Source organism: Halocynthiibacter namhaensis (assembly GCF_000812685.1).
Taxonomy (GTDB): domain Bacteria; phylum Pseudomonadota; class Alphaproteobacteria; order Rhodobacterales; family Rhodobacteraceae; genus Halocynthiibacter; species Halocynthiibacter namhaensis.
The window spans coordinates 60749-75143 of the sequence record NZ_JWIF01000016.1 but is presented as its reverse complement, the minus strand read 5'-3'; the positions used below and the strand labels follow the sequence as shown (position 1 = coordinate 75143).

Annotated in this window: 11 protein-coding genes; 6 read left to right on the top strand and 5 right to left on the bottom strand. The window is 54.2% G+C overall.

Going from position 1 to position 14395, the window contains the following annotated elements; genetic code table 11:
* Positions 1–67: 67 nt before the first annotated feature.
* A complete protein-coding gene (gene istB, locus RJ38_RS03250; RefSeq protein WP_039017456.1) occupies positions 68–859 on the bottom strand; it encodes an IS21-like element helper ATPase IstB in 792 nt (263 codons plus the stop codon).
* The gene (gene istA / locus RJ38_RS03245) at positions 849–2378 is read right to left on the bottom strand and encodes an IS21 family transposase (RefSeq protein ID WP_039017455.1); all 1530 of its coding nucleotides are present in this window, start codon (positions 2376–2378) and stop codon (positions 849–851) included. The genes istB and istA overlap by 11 nt, the downstream gene beginning before the upstream one ends.
* Before the next feature lie 135 nt (positions 2379–2513).
* Here istA and RJ38_RS19380 point away from each other — a divergent pair, with 135 nt between their 5' ends.
* Entirely contained in the window at positions 2514–2636 is a 123-nt protein-coding gene (locus tag RJ38_RS19380; RefSeq protein ID WP_272945933.1) for a hypothetical protein, read from the top strand.
* Complete coding sequence (locus RJ38_RS17975) at positions 2633–3745, top strand: putative phage abortive infection protein (protein ID WP_162183545.1); 1113 nt, start codon at positions 2633–2635, stop codon at positions 3743–3745. Before RJ38_RS19380 ends, RJ38_RS17975 begins: the two co-directional genes overlap by 4 nt.
* 171 nt (positions 3746–3916) lie before the next feature.
* Here the strand turns inward: RJ38_RS17975 and carB are convergent, their stop codons facing one another.
* Positions 3917–7252: a carbamoyl-phosphate synthase large subunit gene (gene carB / locus RJ38_RS03235; RefSeq protein WP_039017454.1), complete on the bottom strand. Its 3336-nt coding sequence runs from the start codon at positions 7250–7252 to the stop codon at positions 3917–3919.
* A gap of 190 nt (positions 7253–7442) precedes the next feature.
* Between carB and RJ38_RS03230 the strand changes: the two genes are divergently transcribed.
* The gene (locus RJ38_RS03230; RefSeq protein ID WP_082005611.1) at positions 7443–8144 is read left to right on the top strand and encodes a CPBP family intramembrane glutamic endopeptidase; all 702 of its coding nucleotides are present in this window, start codon (positions 7443–7445) and stop codon (positions 8142–8144) included.
* A 55-nt stretch (positions 8145–8199) separates the two neighbouring features.
* On the opposite strand, the gene amaB is transcribed toward RJ38_RS03230, so the two are convergent.
* Both amaB and RJ38_RS03220 read right to left on the bottom strand, forming a co-directional pair.
* The gene (gene amaB / locus RJ38_RS03225; RefSeq protein WP_039017453.1) at positions 8200–9714 is read right to left on the bottom strand and encodes an L-piperidine-6-carboxylate dehydrogenase; all 1515 of its coding nucleotides are present in this window, start codon (positions 9712–9714) and stop codon (positions 8200–8202) included.
* Positions 9715–9807: 93 nt separating this feature from the next.
* Entirely contained in the window at positions 9808–10725 is a 918-nt protein-coding gene (locus tag RJ38_RS03220; protein WP_039017452.1) for a LysR substrate-binding domain-containing protein, read from the bottom strand.
* 113 nt (positions 10726–10838) lie between these two features.
* On the opposite strand from RJ38_RS03220, the gene RJ38_RS03215 reads away from it, so the two are divergent.
* Genes RJ38_RS03215 through RJ38_RS03205 form a run of 3 tightly spaced genes read left to right on the top strand, consistent with a single transcriptional unit; the run spans position 10839 to position 14332 of the window.
* Complete coding sequence (locus RJ38_RS03215) at positions 10839–11903, top strand: saccharopine dehydrogenase family protein (RefSeq protein WP_039017451.1); 1065 nt, start codon at positions 10839–10841, stop codon at positions 11901–11903.
* A gap of 2 nt (positions 11904–11905) precedes the next feature.
* Positions 11906–13114, top strand: a complete 1209-nt coding sequence (locus RJ38_RS03210; RefSeq protein WP_039017450.1) for a pyridoxal phosphate-dependent aminotransferase — start codon at positions 11906–11908, stop codon at positions 13112–13114.
* Between the two features lie 3 nt (positions 13115–13117).
* On the top strand, positions 13118–14332 hold the full coding sequence (locus RJ38_RS03205) for an acyl-CoA dehydrogenase (RefSeq protein ID WP_039017449.1): 1215 nt from the start codon (positions 13118–13120) through the stop codon (positions 14330–14332).
* Positions 14333–14395: the final 63 nt, after the last annotated feature.

Genomic DNA, 14395 nt, shown 5'->3' with positions numbered 1-14395 from the left:
ATTTGCGTTGAGAAGTGACCCGGTATTTTCACCGAGATTTGACCCACCCTTGTTTATGTATCAGCGTTTATGTGTTGGTCAATGTTGCTTTCTCCTTTCGTGTTTTCTTTGCAGCCTCTGAGCTAGCCTTGAAGCGGTAACTATCGTTGCCAGTTTCGAGGATGTGGCAGCGGTGCGTGAGGCGATCCAGAAGCGCTGTGGTCATCTTTGCATCTCCGAAGACCTGCGCCCATTCTGAGAAGCTAAGGTTGGTGGTTATGATGACGCTGGTGCGCTCGTAGAGTTTGCTCAACAGATGGAACAGCAGCGCGCCGCCAGATGAACTGAACGGTAGGTACCCAAGTTCATCAAGTATGACCAAGTCGATCTTGGTCATCATCTCAGCCTTCTTTCCGGTTTTGCCAAGCGCCTTTTCCTGTTCCAATGCGTTGACCAATTCCACGGTTGAGTAGAAGCGAACCTTACGCCGGTGGTGTTCGATAGCCTGAACACCGATGGCCGTCGCGACATGGCTTTTGCCTGTTCCAGGCCCGCCAATAAGCACAACGTTCTCGGCTCTCTCCATAAACTCGCCCCGATGCAGCTGCCCGACAGTGGCCTCATTGATGTCACTGGATTTGAAGTCAAAGCCAGCGAGGTCTTTGTATGATGGGAAGCGGGCCACCTTTGTTTGATATGCGATTGAACGCACTTCCCGTTCAGCAATCTCTGCCTTGAGGAGTTGGGACAACATCGGTGTCGCGGCGTCAAAAGCTGGCCCACCTTGGGCAATCAGATCTTCCACCGCGTTTGCCATGCCATAAAGTTTGAGGCTGCGCAGCATGATCACAATTGAAGCTCCTGCAGGGTCATGACGCATGGCGCTTCTCCCCAGGCTGTCTCAGATCATCATAGCGGTCTACATTTGCCTTTGGCGCTGTTTCCAATGCCAGAGCATCAGGCGGGTCGACCTCTGGATGATCCGTATGTTTCCCGTCGAACAGCCGGTGTAACAAGTTCAGGATATGCGTCTTGGTCGGTACGCCAGCCTCCAGCGCCAATTCTACGGCGCACAGAACGGCACTCTCATCATGGTGTAAAACCAATGACAAGATATCGACCATCTCCCTGTCGCCACCTTCTCTGCGCAGCATATGCTTTTGCAGGATGCGGAAGGCTTCTGGCATCTCTGTGAACGGGGCGCCGTTGCGTAAAGCACCAGGTTTGCGTTGGATAACAGCGAGATAGTGACGCCAGTCGTAGATAACACGACCTGGCTTGCGGTGTGATCTATCTATGATGCGCTCATGCGTGCAAACCGTGTGGCCTTCAGCCACTATGACTAGGCGCTCTGGATAAACATGCAAGCTGATGCGCCGGTTGGCAAAGCTGGCGGGTACGCTGTAGCGATTGCGCTCGAAGGTGATCAAACAAGTCGGTGACACACGTTTGCTGTGCTCCACAAAGCCGTCGAAGGCTGGTGGCAATGCCATCAACATGGGCTTCTCTGCTTCCCAAGCGTCGGCAATGGTTCCCGGGAGATCCCGGTGCGATGTCTCAGACCAAAGGGCGATACAACGATCTTCCAGCCACTGGTTCAACTCATCCAGATCCTTGAAGATTGGCATAACCTGCCACATGCGATTGCGCGCATCTTGAACATTTTTCTCCACCTGCCCCTTCTCCCAACCAGCCGCTGGATTGCAGAACTCTGGCTCAAAGACGTAGTGGCTGGCCATCGCCTTGAAGCGAGCGTTGATATCGCGTTGCTTGCCTTTGCCAACACGATCAACAGCGGTCTTCATATTGTCGTAAATGCCACGCCCCGGCACACCGCCGAACACGCGGAACGCATGCCAATGGGCATCGAACAGCATCTCGTGTGTTTGCAACGGGTACGCGCGCACCAAAAATGCGCGGCTGTGCGACAGCTTCGTATGGGCAACCTGCAGCTTGACGCGTTCGCCACCGATGGTGGCCCAGTCTTCGCTCCAGTCAAACTGGAATGCTTCGCTTGGTTGAAACACCAAAGGCACGAACGCACCCCGCCCAGTTGTTTGCTCTACGCGATGCCGATCCTCACGCCAAACACGCGCAAAGGCAGCCACACGCGCATAAGATCCATCATAACCAAGCTTCACCAAATCCGCATGCATCTGCTTCATGGTGCGCCGTTCTTTGCGCGACTTACGTGTCTGAGCCAGAAGCCAAGCCGACAAACGATCCGCATACGGGTCTAGTTTGCTTGGCCGCTTGGGGGTCTTGAACTTCGGCTCGACAGCACCTTCTCGCAGGTACTTCTTGATGGTGTTACGAGACAAGCCTGTCCGCCGGGCTATCTCACGAATTGGCATCCCTTCACGCAATGCCCAACGTCGTATTACACTTAAAAATCCCATGTCTATCACTCCATATCTCCCTGACAAAAACCGTCAGGGTAGTGTATTTACATGGGTCAATTCTCAGTGAAAATTTAGGGGGCTACCGGGTCACTTCTCAACGCAAATCAACAGTGTCACATCAGAGAGGCGTTTATGTTCACGCGCCTGGGCGGGTTTCTGGAACGCTTTGATGCGCCGCCGGAATACCGTCCTTATAAGCGGCCTGAATGGGGGGATGTGCAGAGGGATTGGGATGGGAGAATGGGGGCGGATTGATCTGGATCGAACCCTCGTTTCATGTATTGGTTGTGGGGATGGTATATTTTGAACAAGCAATTATAGCTCTGCCCGTGATGACCCTTTTTGGGGTGATGATCTCAGTCGCAGGGATCGCGGGGGTTGAGGGTGTGATGCGAGACGAGAAATCTGAAGATAAGGTACATTTTCTTGCGACTGGGCGTGGGCTGGCAGTGTTGCTGGGCGGTGTTTTTGTTTTGTGGTTGTTGCCGTTAGGAATGCTGTTCTGGTGGGACCTACCCGATGAGGTAGGTGGCTTTGGAGACATGTTTGGCAGCGTGACCGCGTTGTTCTCTGGCTTGGCTTTTGCGGGCTTGATTGCGGCGTTGTTTATGCAGCGGCAAGAATTGACGTTACAACGGCGAGAGTTGGGGTTTCAAAGAAAGGAACTGGAACTATCGCGTGGAGAGTTCAAGTTGCAGCGGTTTGAGAATACGCTGTTTGGGTTGCTTGAGTTGTTTAATGGACATGTGCAATCGTTGGAAATATGTTCAGAGGATGAACACGGAGAGATACAGAGTAACGGACGAGGCGTATTGCAATACCATAGTGCAATGCTTGCCAATCAGCTTTTTAAAGATTTGGACTTGGATGCTTTACCCCCGGAAGCTGATAGCTTCTCCGGCTTTCCGACATGTTATCGAACGAGATGTGATTTTGATAAGCAAAAAGAAAGCTACTTAGAAAAATACGATAGAGAATTTGAGGGTGATCTTGGTCCGTATTTTCGTCTCCTCTATAACATTATGCGGCACATCGATAAAGCTAGGTTGGCTTTCAGCCGGGATGGTGCGCTTGATCCGGTGAGGAACACTGAACTTCAACAGAAGTATTCAAAGATCGTTAGGGCATATTTGGGTTCAGCCGAAATCAAATTGCTCATGTTCAATTGCACCACCCATCTGGGAGAAGATTTTCGTGGCTGGGTGATTAGCTATCAATTGCTGAAGCATATTCATCCGGACGATGTTACGCTCAACCCTGAAATGGTAAAATCGTATGGAAATGGCGCATTTGGCAGGCGTTATAAGCACCTTGAAATGATGATGGATGAATCTACTGGGAAAGTGAAGGAACGACATTCGTAGGACAGCGCATGGCCCTCTGGGTGGGTGCGAAGAGCCCTCCCGTGGGGAGGGCCAGGCGCTGCCCTTGGGGTTTGGGCGTGGCGCCGGACGAAAGAGGAAGCAAAATAAAACCCGCGACGCCATGATGGTGCGCGGGTTTTTTGGTCTTGGGCAGGTTTAACCTTTGGCGTGTTAGCCTTGCAGGGCGCGGACTGTTAGGGCGTCTTCGCGCATGGCTTTGATCGCCTGCGCTGCGGCGTGGGAACCTGCTGCTGTGGTGAAGTATGGGATCTTGTCATAAAGCGCCACGGCGCGGATTTCGCGGCTGTCGGACACCGCTTGGCTGCCCTCTGTGGTGTTCATTACCAATTGAATTTCACCGTTTTTCAACATGTCGACGATGTTTGGGCGGCCTTCATAGACTTTGTTCACAGTGGCGCATTTGACGCCTTGTTCAGACAGCCAAGTGGCGGTGCCACTGGTGCCAACCAAGGTAAATCCAAGGTCAGACAGGATGCGTGCGCAGTCGATCATCAGCGCGGTTTTGTCGGCATCTTTGATCGAAATAAACGCGCGGCCCTCAGGTGGAAGTTCCATGCCTGCGCCCATTTGCGCCTTGAGGAAGGCCCGCGGGAAGGAGCGATCCCAGCCCATGACTTCGCCGGTGGAACGCATTTCTGGGCCAAGCAATGTGTCGACGCCTGGGAAGCGTGCGAACGGCAGGACCGCTTCTTTTACGGAATACCAGGGCATGTCTTCGGGGTCGGCCAGGCGCATTTGGTCGCCCATGGGTTCCGGGTCGCCCTTGGCTGCGTCTTTGGGGTAAGGCGGGCGTTTGGGGAAGTTCGACAGGGGTTCACCCGCCATGATGCGCGCGGCGATGGCGGCGATGGCGCTGTCGGTGGATTTGGCGACGAAAGGCACGGTGCGCGATGCACGTGGGTTGACCTCGATCAGGTAAACCGTGTCGTCTTTGACCGCGAATTGGATGTTCATCAGACCCTTGACGTTCAGCGCAAGGGCGAGGGCGACGGTTTGGCGTTTGACCTCTGTGATGATATGGGCGGCAAGGTTGTATGGCGGCAAGGAACAGGCGGAGTCACCAGAGTGAACGCCAGCTTCTTCAATGTGTTGCATGATGCCTGCGACGTGAACGTCTTTGCCGTCACACAGCGCGTCAACGTCAAGTTCAACGGCGCCGGCAAGATAGCTGTCAAGCAGAACCGGGCTGTCGCCAGACACAACCACGGCCTCTTTGATGTAGCGTTCCAGCTGTGGCATGTCGCGCACGATTTCCATGGCGCGACCACCCAGAACGTAGGAGGGGCGGATCACCAGCGGGAAGCCAACATCTTTGGCGATCTCAAGGGCTTCTTCATCTGTGGAGGCAATGCCGTTGTGGGGTTGCTTCAGGCCAAGTTCATTCACAAGCGCTTGGAAGCGTTCGCGATCTTCGGCAAGGTCAATCGCGTCGGGCGTGGTGCCGAGGATTGGAATGCCGGCGGCTTCCAGGTCATTGGCGAGTTTCAACGGGGTTTGGCCGCCGAATTGAACGATGACGCCGTGAAGGGTGCCATTTTGCTGTTCAACGCGCAGGATTTCCATGACGTGTTCAAAAGTGAGCGGTTCGAAATACAGGCGGTCTGATGTGTCATAATCAGTGGAAACCGTTTCCGGGTTACAGTTGATCATAATGGTCTCATAGCCCTGTTTTGTCAGGGAATAACAGGCGTGACAGCAGCAGTAATCAAATTCAATGCCTTGGCCAATACGGTTTGGGCCACCGCCAAGAATGACGACTTTTTTCGCGTCACTTGGGCGGGCTTCGCATTCAACGTCCCCAAAGGCCGGGGCCTCGTAGGTGGAATACATATAGGGGGTTTGGGCTTCGAATTCGGCAGCACATGTATCGATGCGTTTGAAGCTTGCGGTGACGTTTTTCAATACGCGGGTTTTGCGAACTTCGGTTTCTGTAGAACCAGCCAGTTTTGCAAGACGGGCATCGGTGAAGCCCAACATTTTGAGATCACGCAGGCCACGTTCGTCAGTCGGGAGCCCCTCCTGTCTCACTGTTTCTTCGGCCTCAACGATTTCGCGGATGCGGGCGAGGAACCAAGGGTCAAACCGTGTGGTTGCGTGGATTTCGTCATCGCTCAAACCGTGACGCATGGCTTGTGCGATGGTGCGCATGCGATCCGGGGTTTGCTTGCTGATCGCTTTGATGACGGCGGATTTTTCTGGTGCGCCTTCGATCTCAATTTCGTCAAAACCAGTGAGACCGGATTCCATAGACGCGAGCGCTTTTTGCAGGCTTTCATGGATGGTGCGGCCAATCGCCATTGTTTCGCCAACGGATTTCATCGCGGTTGTCAGGTAGGGTTCAGAGCCCGCGAATTTCTCAAATGCGAATTTCGGGATCTTGGTGACAACATAGTCGATGGTGGGTTCAAACGAGGCAGGTGTCACGCGGGTGATGTCGTTGTCGAGTTCGTCCAACGTGTAGCCAACCGCCAGTTTCGCAGCGATCTTGGCAATCGGGAAACCTGTGGCTTTGGACGCCAGTGCGGAAGAGCGCGACACGCGTGGGTTCATCTCGATCACGATCATGCGGCCATCGACGGGGTTCACGGCCCATTGCACGTTTGACCCACCGGTTTCGACGCCGATTTCGCGCAGAACATTGATGGATGCGGTGCGCATGGCTTGGTATTCTTTGTCGGTCAGGGTCAGCGCGGGGGCGACGGTGATGGAATCACCTGTGTGCACGCCCATTGGATCGATGTTTTCAATCGCACAAACGATGATGGCGTTGTCGGCTTTGTCGCGCACAACTTCCATCTCGAATTCTTTCCAGCCGAGCAGGGATTCATCAATCAGGATCTGATTTACGGGGGAGGCGTCCATGCCGGTGCGGCAGAAATGGATGTAATCTTCGCGGTTATAGGCAACGCCACCGCCGGTACCACCCATGGTGAAAGCGGGGCGGATGATGGCGGGCAGGCCGATGCCTTCGAGTTCCTCAAGCGCCATGCGAACACCTGCATCAAGGTCGGTGATGCCATCATCAGATTTCGGAGCGGTGACAATGGCCGCGCGCGGGTTTTCAATGCCGAGGCGATCCATGGCTTCGCGGAAAAGTTTGCGGTCTTCAGCCATTTCAATGGCTTCGCGGTTTGCGCCGATCATTTGAACGCCGAATTTTTCCAGTACACCCATTTCTTCAAGCGCCAAAGATGTGTTCAAACCAGTCTGGCCGCCCATGGTGGGAAGCAGCGCATCGGGGCGCTCTTTTTCGATGATCTTGGCGACGATTTCTGGCGTGATCGGTTCGATATAGGTTGCGTCGGCCAACTCAGGGTCGGTCATGATGGTGGCCGGGTTCGAGTTCACGAGGATAACGCGGTAACCTTCTTCGCGAAGGGCTTTGCAGGCCTGCGCACCGGAATAGTCAAACTCGCAGGCCTGACCAATAACAATAGGGCCGGCCCCGATGATCATGATGGATGAGATATCGTCGCGTTTTGGCATGGTAGACCCCCGGAGAAACAAATTGTCGTGGTGTATAGATATCATGAGGGAAGGTTCAAGGGGGATTCGTTTGTTGAGGTGGGAATCTGCGCAACATCTGTGATTTAGCATGTTGTTTTTTGTCGCTTGGGGCATATCTAATCTGAAAACCCGAAGCCCGGCCTATGGGCTCACTAGGAATTGCGAATACATGTCCGTTATCCATTCTCAAGAATTTGGCATTGAAGACCACAACTGCCCCCGGCAAAGGCGGTGGCTATTCGTTGAATTTTCGATGTTGTTTGTGGTTGTTCCACTGGCGGTTGCGATCTGGCTGCCACCAACACGCATGTTTACGGCACTCGCGTTGTTTATGGTGTTGGGCTTGATGTTGTTGTTGCGCACCCCGGGTTTTTCCTGGCGGATCATGTTCCAAGGGTGGTCGCGCATGGGGTTTTGGCCATTGATCGGATCCGTGGCTGGCATTGCTTTGGCGGTGGCGGTCGCAAGCTATGTGATCCTGTCGCGCAACGCTCCGGATCGCTTGTTCGCGATGTTGATCTACAGGCCAGATGTAATGTTGATGATCGCTGTGTTTTACCCGCTGGTGTCGGCCTTGCCGCAGGAATTGATTTTTCGCGTGTTGTTTTTCCGCCGTTACAAACCGGTGATTCCATCTGGTGCAGCGGCGATTTGGTTGAACGCTGCTTTGTTCTCGCTTGCGCATCTAATGTATTGGAGTTGGATCGTCGCGGTGATGACATTCATCGGCGGCCTGATCTTCGCCTGGGCCTATAAGACCCGCGAAAGTCTGCCATTGGCGATTATCTTGCACTCGGTTGCAGGCGTGGTTTTATTCGCCTTCGGAATGGGGGTGTATTTCTATTCCGGCGCTGTCGTGCGGCCATTTTAACAGAAAGCCCCGCAGAATTTCTTCTGCGGGGTTCTGCGAGAAAGGTTAAGGGAGTTTAACCAATGTCGAAGCTCACGCCCTGAGCCAGTGGCAGTTCACGCGAATAGTTCACGGTGTTGGTCTGACGACGCATGTATGCTTTCCACGCGTCAGATCCGCTTTCGCGACCGCCGCCAGTTTCCTTTTCGCCGCCAAACGCGCCACCGATTTCTGCACCGGATGTTCCGATGTTGACGTTGGCGATACCACAGTCAGAACCGATGGCGGATAGGAAGGTTTCCGCTTCGCGCACATCCAACGTGTAGATGGTCGAGGACAGGCCAGCCGTCACATCGTTTTGCATGTCGATCGCGTGGTCTAGATCACTGTAAGGCATGACATAAAGCACAGGCGCGAAGGTTTCTTCACAAACGATGCCCTTCTGTTCTTTCAGCTCGACCATGGCGGGGCGGCGGTAGAAAGCATCGGGATGACCCGCGTCGACCAATTCACCACCAGTGACTTTGCCACCCATGGCTTTCGCCGCTTCAATCGCTGCTTCCATCGCGTCGGATGCGTTTTTGTCGATCAATGGACCCACAAGTGAATCTGTCGTCAGGGGGGAACCCACAGTCACAGATTTATAGGCAGCGGCGAGACGTGGAACGAATTCTTCCCAGATGCTGTCGTGAACGAAAACACGACGCTGCGATGTGCAACGCTGGCCTGCTGTGCCCATCGCGCCGAACGCGATTGCGGCCAAAGCCATGTCTTGGTCGGCAGATGGGCAAACGATGCCGGCGTTGTTGCCGCCAAGTTCCAAGATGGATTTGCCGAAACGCGCCGCAACCCGTGGCCCAACTTCGCGACCCATGCGTGTGGAACCTGTGGCGGAAATTACCGGCACATCTGTGCTGTCGACAAGGGTTTCGCCCAAGTCACGATCGCCAAGCAGAAGCGTGTGCAGACCTTCTGGTGCATCATCGCCAAAACGTGCGATTGCGCGTTCAAAGACGGATGTGCAAGCCAGCGAAATCAGCGGTGTTTTTTCGGATGGTTTCCAGATCACCGGATCGCCACACACGATGGCAAGGGCCGCGTTCCAGGACCAAACAGCCGCCGGGAAGTTGAACGCAGAAATCACGCCGACCGGGCCAAGCGGATGCCATTGTTCCATCATGCGGTGACCGGGACGTTCAGTCGCGATGGTCAAGCCATACAATTGACGCGACAGACCGACTGCGAAATCGCAAATGTCGATCATTTCCTGGACTTCGCCAAGGCCTTCGGATGGGATTTTTCCGACTTCAATGGAGATGATGCGACCAAGGTCTTCTTTGGCAACGCGCAGCTCTTCGCCCAGTAGACGAACCAATTCACCGCGACGCGGGGCGGGGATCATGCGCCAAGATTTGAACGCAGCTTTGGATTTGCTGATCGCGGCCTTTGCCATGTCTGCAGACATGTCGTTGACGGCGGCGATCTCAGTGCCGGTCACGGGGCTGATCACTTTGCGGGTGCCGCCTGTATAGGCAGATTTATCCACGCCAAGGCGGGAAAGGATGTCGGAAATTTCGCGGGTAACGTCCATGGGAAGGGCCCTTTTGTATGGAATTTGGACCCAGTATAGCGCATCCCTTGTAGGAGAAAAATCTCGTAAAATTTGCATATGAGTGCAAAAAACTCATGTAGAATTAATGCTGATTCCCTTCGAAACCTTCGTTTTTACCCAACGCGCAAAGGCCTGTGCCATAGGCGATGTTGCGCCCGCCGGGGTCACCAACCAATAGGCGTTATCTGTGATGACCGGGTCGCCAGGTAACGAGATTAAAGTGCCACTTTCTAGTTCTCTTTCAATGAGATACCGTGGCAGCAGCGCCGCGCCAAGGCCGTGGGTTGCAGCGGATATGATCATGGAAAACTGGTCGAACTGCTTGCCGCGCGGGAAGCTGGGGGAAACGACGCCCTGCAAGCGCAACCACTCGGCCCAATGGCCAGGTCGGGTTTCAAGATGCAAAAGCGGGGCGTCAGCGATGTCTTGGGGCTCGGCGTCGGTAAGATTTTGTTCATGGATGAATTCCGGAGCAGCGACGGCCAGAATTTCTTCGCCGCACAGGCGTGACATTTGCGTGTCAGGCCAATCGGCGGACCCATGGTGGATCGCCAAATCAAAGCGTTCCGCATCAAAAGAAAACGGTCGAAGCCGGGTGGAAAGGCTGATTTCGACCTCGGGAAATTTGGCCTCAAATTCGGGCAGGCGCGGGATCAGCCAACGGCTTGCAAAGGTCGAAAGCGTGGCAATACGAAGCGCGGTGCGGGCGTTGCCAGCGGTGACTGCGCGGCTAACGGTTTGCTTTAGGCGGTCCAAATCAAGTGCCAAGGCGCGGGCAAATTCCCCACCTGCATCGGTCAGGGCAACGCGGCGGCCATTGCGGCGAAATAGCGAAAATCCAAGCTGCGCCTCAAGGTCTTTGACCTGGCGTGACACCGCACTTTGGGTGAGGTGCAATTCTTCGGCGGCTAGGGTGAATGACCCATGTCGGGCGGCGCATTCAAAGGCACGTAGGGCGGCAAGTGAGGGCAGAGAGCGCGAGGGAATCATCGGGTTTTCACATTCCTAAATCTCATGAATTACTGCGAATTTAGCTATTTTAGCATGAAGGGGCAATTGCTATCGTCACGTCAAAACCGGAATTATGTGCAAAGGTGAATGGCATGAAAAAGATCGCAACACTTGGATTGGGTAAAGTTGGCACGTTGGCGGCGACGCTTTTGAAGGAAGCTGGCTTTGAGGTCACGGGCGTTGACATGAACTTGGCTGGACGTGAACTTCCCTTTGCAACACAATCACTTGACCTGTCGGACGCCAGCAACTTACGGGCGCTATTTGGCGAGGTCGACGCGATCCTGTCATGCCTCCCATATCACTTGAACACCGCGATTGCGAAAGAAGCGCATGCCGCCGGAATTCATTACTTTGACCTTACTGAAGACGTGCCAACCACCCAGGCCATTATTGAATTGTCAAAGACTTCAAAAGGTCTAATGGCGCCACAATGTGGACTCGCGCCGGGCTTTATTGGCATCGTGGGTGCAGATCTGATCGAACAATTTGACGACTGCCGCAGTTGTAAAATGCGCGTGGGCGCGTTGCCGCAAAACCCGACTGGCTTGATGGGATATGCGTTCAACTGGTCGCCTGAAGGTGTGGTGAACGAATACTTGAATGATTGCGAAGTCATCGAGGGTGGTGAGCGCAAATGGGTGTCGCCGATGGAATGGCTGGAAGCTGTATATATTGACGGTGTGAAATTGGAAGCTTTCACAACTTCTGGCGGCTTGGGAACGATGTGTGACACCTACCTTGGTAAGGTGGACAACATTGATTATAAAACAATGCGTTATCCAGGCCATATGGATCAAATGAATTTCTTCTTCCATGAGCTTTTGATGCGTGATCGCCGGGAAGAAGCTGGTGAAATCTTGGTCAATGCGAAACCGCCTGTTGAGGATGATGTGGTTTACGTTCATGTTGCCGCAGAAGGCATGGTAAATGGTCGGTTGCAGCGCAAAGAATTTGTGCGCGGTTATCGCCCAATTGAGGTCGCAGGTGAGATGCGCACCGCCATTGCTTGGACCACTGCGGGAAGCGTGGTGGGCGTGATTGAAATGGTGCGCGATGGCGTGCTGCCGGACAAGGGGTTCCTGAAACAGGAAGACATCCCGCTGGAAGCATTTCTTGCGACAAAGACAGGCGGCCTCTACGCCGCGAAGGGTTAAGAATGGCTGAATTTATCCGATCAGATCGCGCGGCATCACTGCAGCTTTCAGAAATTGTTAAGATTTCCGAGGCCGCACGTGCCCGCCAAGCCGAAGGCCACCCTGTGTTGACTTTCGGAACGGGCGAGCCGGATTTCAAAACACCGGAAAACGTGATTGCGGCAGCTAATGCTGCGGCTTTGGCGGGGGACACGGGATATCCGCCAACCGCGGGAAAACCTGCGTTGCGCGAAGCGATTGCGATGGATGCGGAACGCTTCTGTGGGTTCCGGCCTGAGATCGCGGAAGTCATGGTTTCAACCGGTGCGAAACAGGTCATTCACAACGCTTTTGCGGCGACCGTGAACCCGGGTGATGAGGTCATTATGCCCGCGCCTTATTGGACGTCATATGCGGATATCGTGGATTTTTGCCAAGGTGAAATGGTCACTGTGCCTTGTGGTGCGGATCAGGGATTTCGCCTGACACCAGATGCGTTGGAAGCCGCGATTACGAATAAAACAAAGTGGTTGATGCTCAACACGCCCGGCAATCCATCCGGTGCGATGTATTCTGGGGAGGATCTGGAAGCATTGGCGGAAGTTTTGCGTAAGCATCCACATGTTTGGGTGATTGCGGATGAAATCTATATGCATGTGACCTATGAGCCCTTCACATCTTTCCGCAAAGCCGCCCCTGATTTGGCGGATCGGACGTTGATTGTGAATGGGGTTTCAAAGTCTTACGCGATGACGGGTTGGCGTTTGGGTTGGGGCATTGGCCCTGTTGACCTGATCAAAACCATGACCGCGATCCAAGGACAATGCACATCTGGGGCGTCTTCAATTTCCCAAGCGGCGGCGTTGGAAGCACTGACCGGCCCACAAAATCTGTTGGCAGAACGCTGTGATGCCTTCCGCGCGCGCCGCGATATGGTGGTGGATGCGTTAAACGCGGTGGATGGTATAACCTGCGAAGTGCCGGGCGGGGCGTTTTACGTTTACCCGAACTGCGAAGGGCTGTTTGGCCGCACGACATCTGGCGGGAAACTGCTCGAAAATGACGCGGATGTCTGCGAATTTATCCTGAATGAGGGCAATGTTGCGCTTGTGCCGGGCCGGGCCTTTGGGCTTGGTGGGCATTTTCGACTGTCTTACGCCTATTCAGATGCTGATTTAACTGAAGGCTGTGCGCGGATCGCGCGCGCCGTGAACGAACTTAAAGGAGCCTGAACCATGGCTGGAAATCTGTCCCCACAAAGCAAACCAGATCTTGCAAAGTTCACCTGGGAAGATGCCTTCCGTATGGACGAGCAACTGTCCGAAGACGAACGCATGATGCGTGACGCGGCGGCGGCATATGCGCAGGAAAAACTTGCGCCACGCGTGACCAATGCCTTCGCGAATGAAGAAACCGACCCCGCGATTTTCGCGGAAATGGGCGAGATGGGCTTGCTGGGAATTACGGTGCCTGAGGAATATGGCGGGCTTGGATCCAGCTATGTGGCCTATGGTTTGGTCGCGCGCGAAGTGGAGCGTGTGGACAGTGGATATCGGTCCATGATGTCCGTGCAATCGAGTTTGGTGATGTATCCGATCTATGCGTATGGATCTGAAGAACAACGTAAAAAATACCTTCCGGGTCTGGCTGCGGGCACGTCCATCGGCTGTTTCGGCCTGACGGAGCCTGACGCGGGTTCTGACCCTGCGGGTATGAAGACCGTCGCGAAAAAGACCGATGGTGGCTACGTTCTGAACGGGTCCAAAATGTGGATTTCGAACGCGCCGATCGCGGATGTGTTTGTGGTTTGGGCGAAGTCTGAAGCCCATGGCGGCAAGATCCGTGGCTTTATCTTGGATAAGGGCACCAAAGGTCTGTCCGCGCCGAAGATTGAAAATAAAATGTCGCTGCGCGCCTCTATCACCGGTGAAATCGTGATGGCGGATGTGGAAGTTGGCGAAGATGCGCTGCTGCCAAATGTTGAAGGTCTGAAAGGCCCGTTTGGCTGTTTGAACCGCGCGCGTTATGGCATTTCTTGGGGTGCTATGGGGGCTGCTGAAGCTTGCTGGCATGCGGCTTTGCAATATGGTTTGGACCGCAAGCAGTTCAACAAACCTTTGGCGCAAACGCAGCTGTTCCAAAAGAAATTGGCAGACATGCAGACCGAGATTACCCTTGGCTTGCAGGGCAGCCTGCGGGTTGGTCGTTTGATGGATGAAGGCAATGCTGCGCCCGAAATGATTTCGATCATGAAGCGTAACAACTGTGGCAAGGCCTTGGATGTGGCGCGTATGTCGCGCGATATGCATGGCGGCAACGGTATCAGCCTTGATTTCCACGTGATCCGCCACATGGTGAACCTGGAAACTGTGAACACCTATGAGGGCACGCATGATGTGCATGCGCTGATCATTGGACGTGCGCAAACTGGTTTGCAGGCGTTCTTCTAAAGAATAGGTAGGTGGGGGCGCTGCCCCCACACCCCCGGGATATTTATACTGAAAAGAAAGGGG

Coding starts and splice junctions, on each gene's coding strand:
- istB (WP_039017456.1), bottom strand. CDS start 859: ATGCGTCATGACCCTGCAGGAGCTTCAATTGTGATCATGCTGCGCAGC.
- istA (WP_039017455.1), bottom strand. CDS start 2,378: ATGGGATTTTTAAGTGTAATACGACGTTGGGCATTGCGTGAAGGGATG.
- RJ38_RS19380 (WP_272945933.1), top strand. CDS start 2,514: ATGTTCACGCGCCTGGGCGGGTTTCTGGAACGCTTTGATGCGCCGCCG.
- carB (WP_039017454.1), bottom strand. CDS start 7,252: ATGCCAAAACGCGACGATATCTCATCCATCATGATCATCGGGGCCGGC.
- RJ38_RS03230 (WP_082005611.1), top strand. CDS start 7,443: ATGTCCGTTATCCATTCTCAAGAATTTGGCATTGAAGACCACAACTGC.
- amaB (WP_039017453.1), bottom strand. CDS start 9,714: ATGGACGTTACCCGCGAAATTTCCGACATCCTTTCCCGCCTTGGCGTG.
- RJ38_RS03220 (WP_039017452.1), bottom strand. CDS start 10,725: ATGATTCCCTCGCGCTCTCTGCCCTCACTTGCCGCCCTACGTGCCTTT.
- RJ38_RS03215 (WP_039017451.1), top strand. CDS start 10,839: ATGAAAAAGATCGCAACACTTGGATTGGGTAAAGTTGGCACGTTGGCG.
- RJ38_RS03210 (WP_039017450.1), top strand. CDS start 11,906: ATGGCTGAATTTATCCGATCAGATCGCGCGGCATCACTGCAGCTTTCA.
- RJ38_RS03205 (WP_039017449.1), top strand. CDS start 13,118: ATGGCTGGAAATCTGTCCCCACAAAGCAAACCAGATCTTGCAAAGTTC.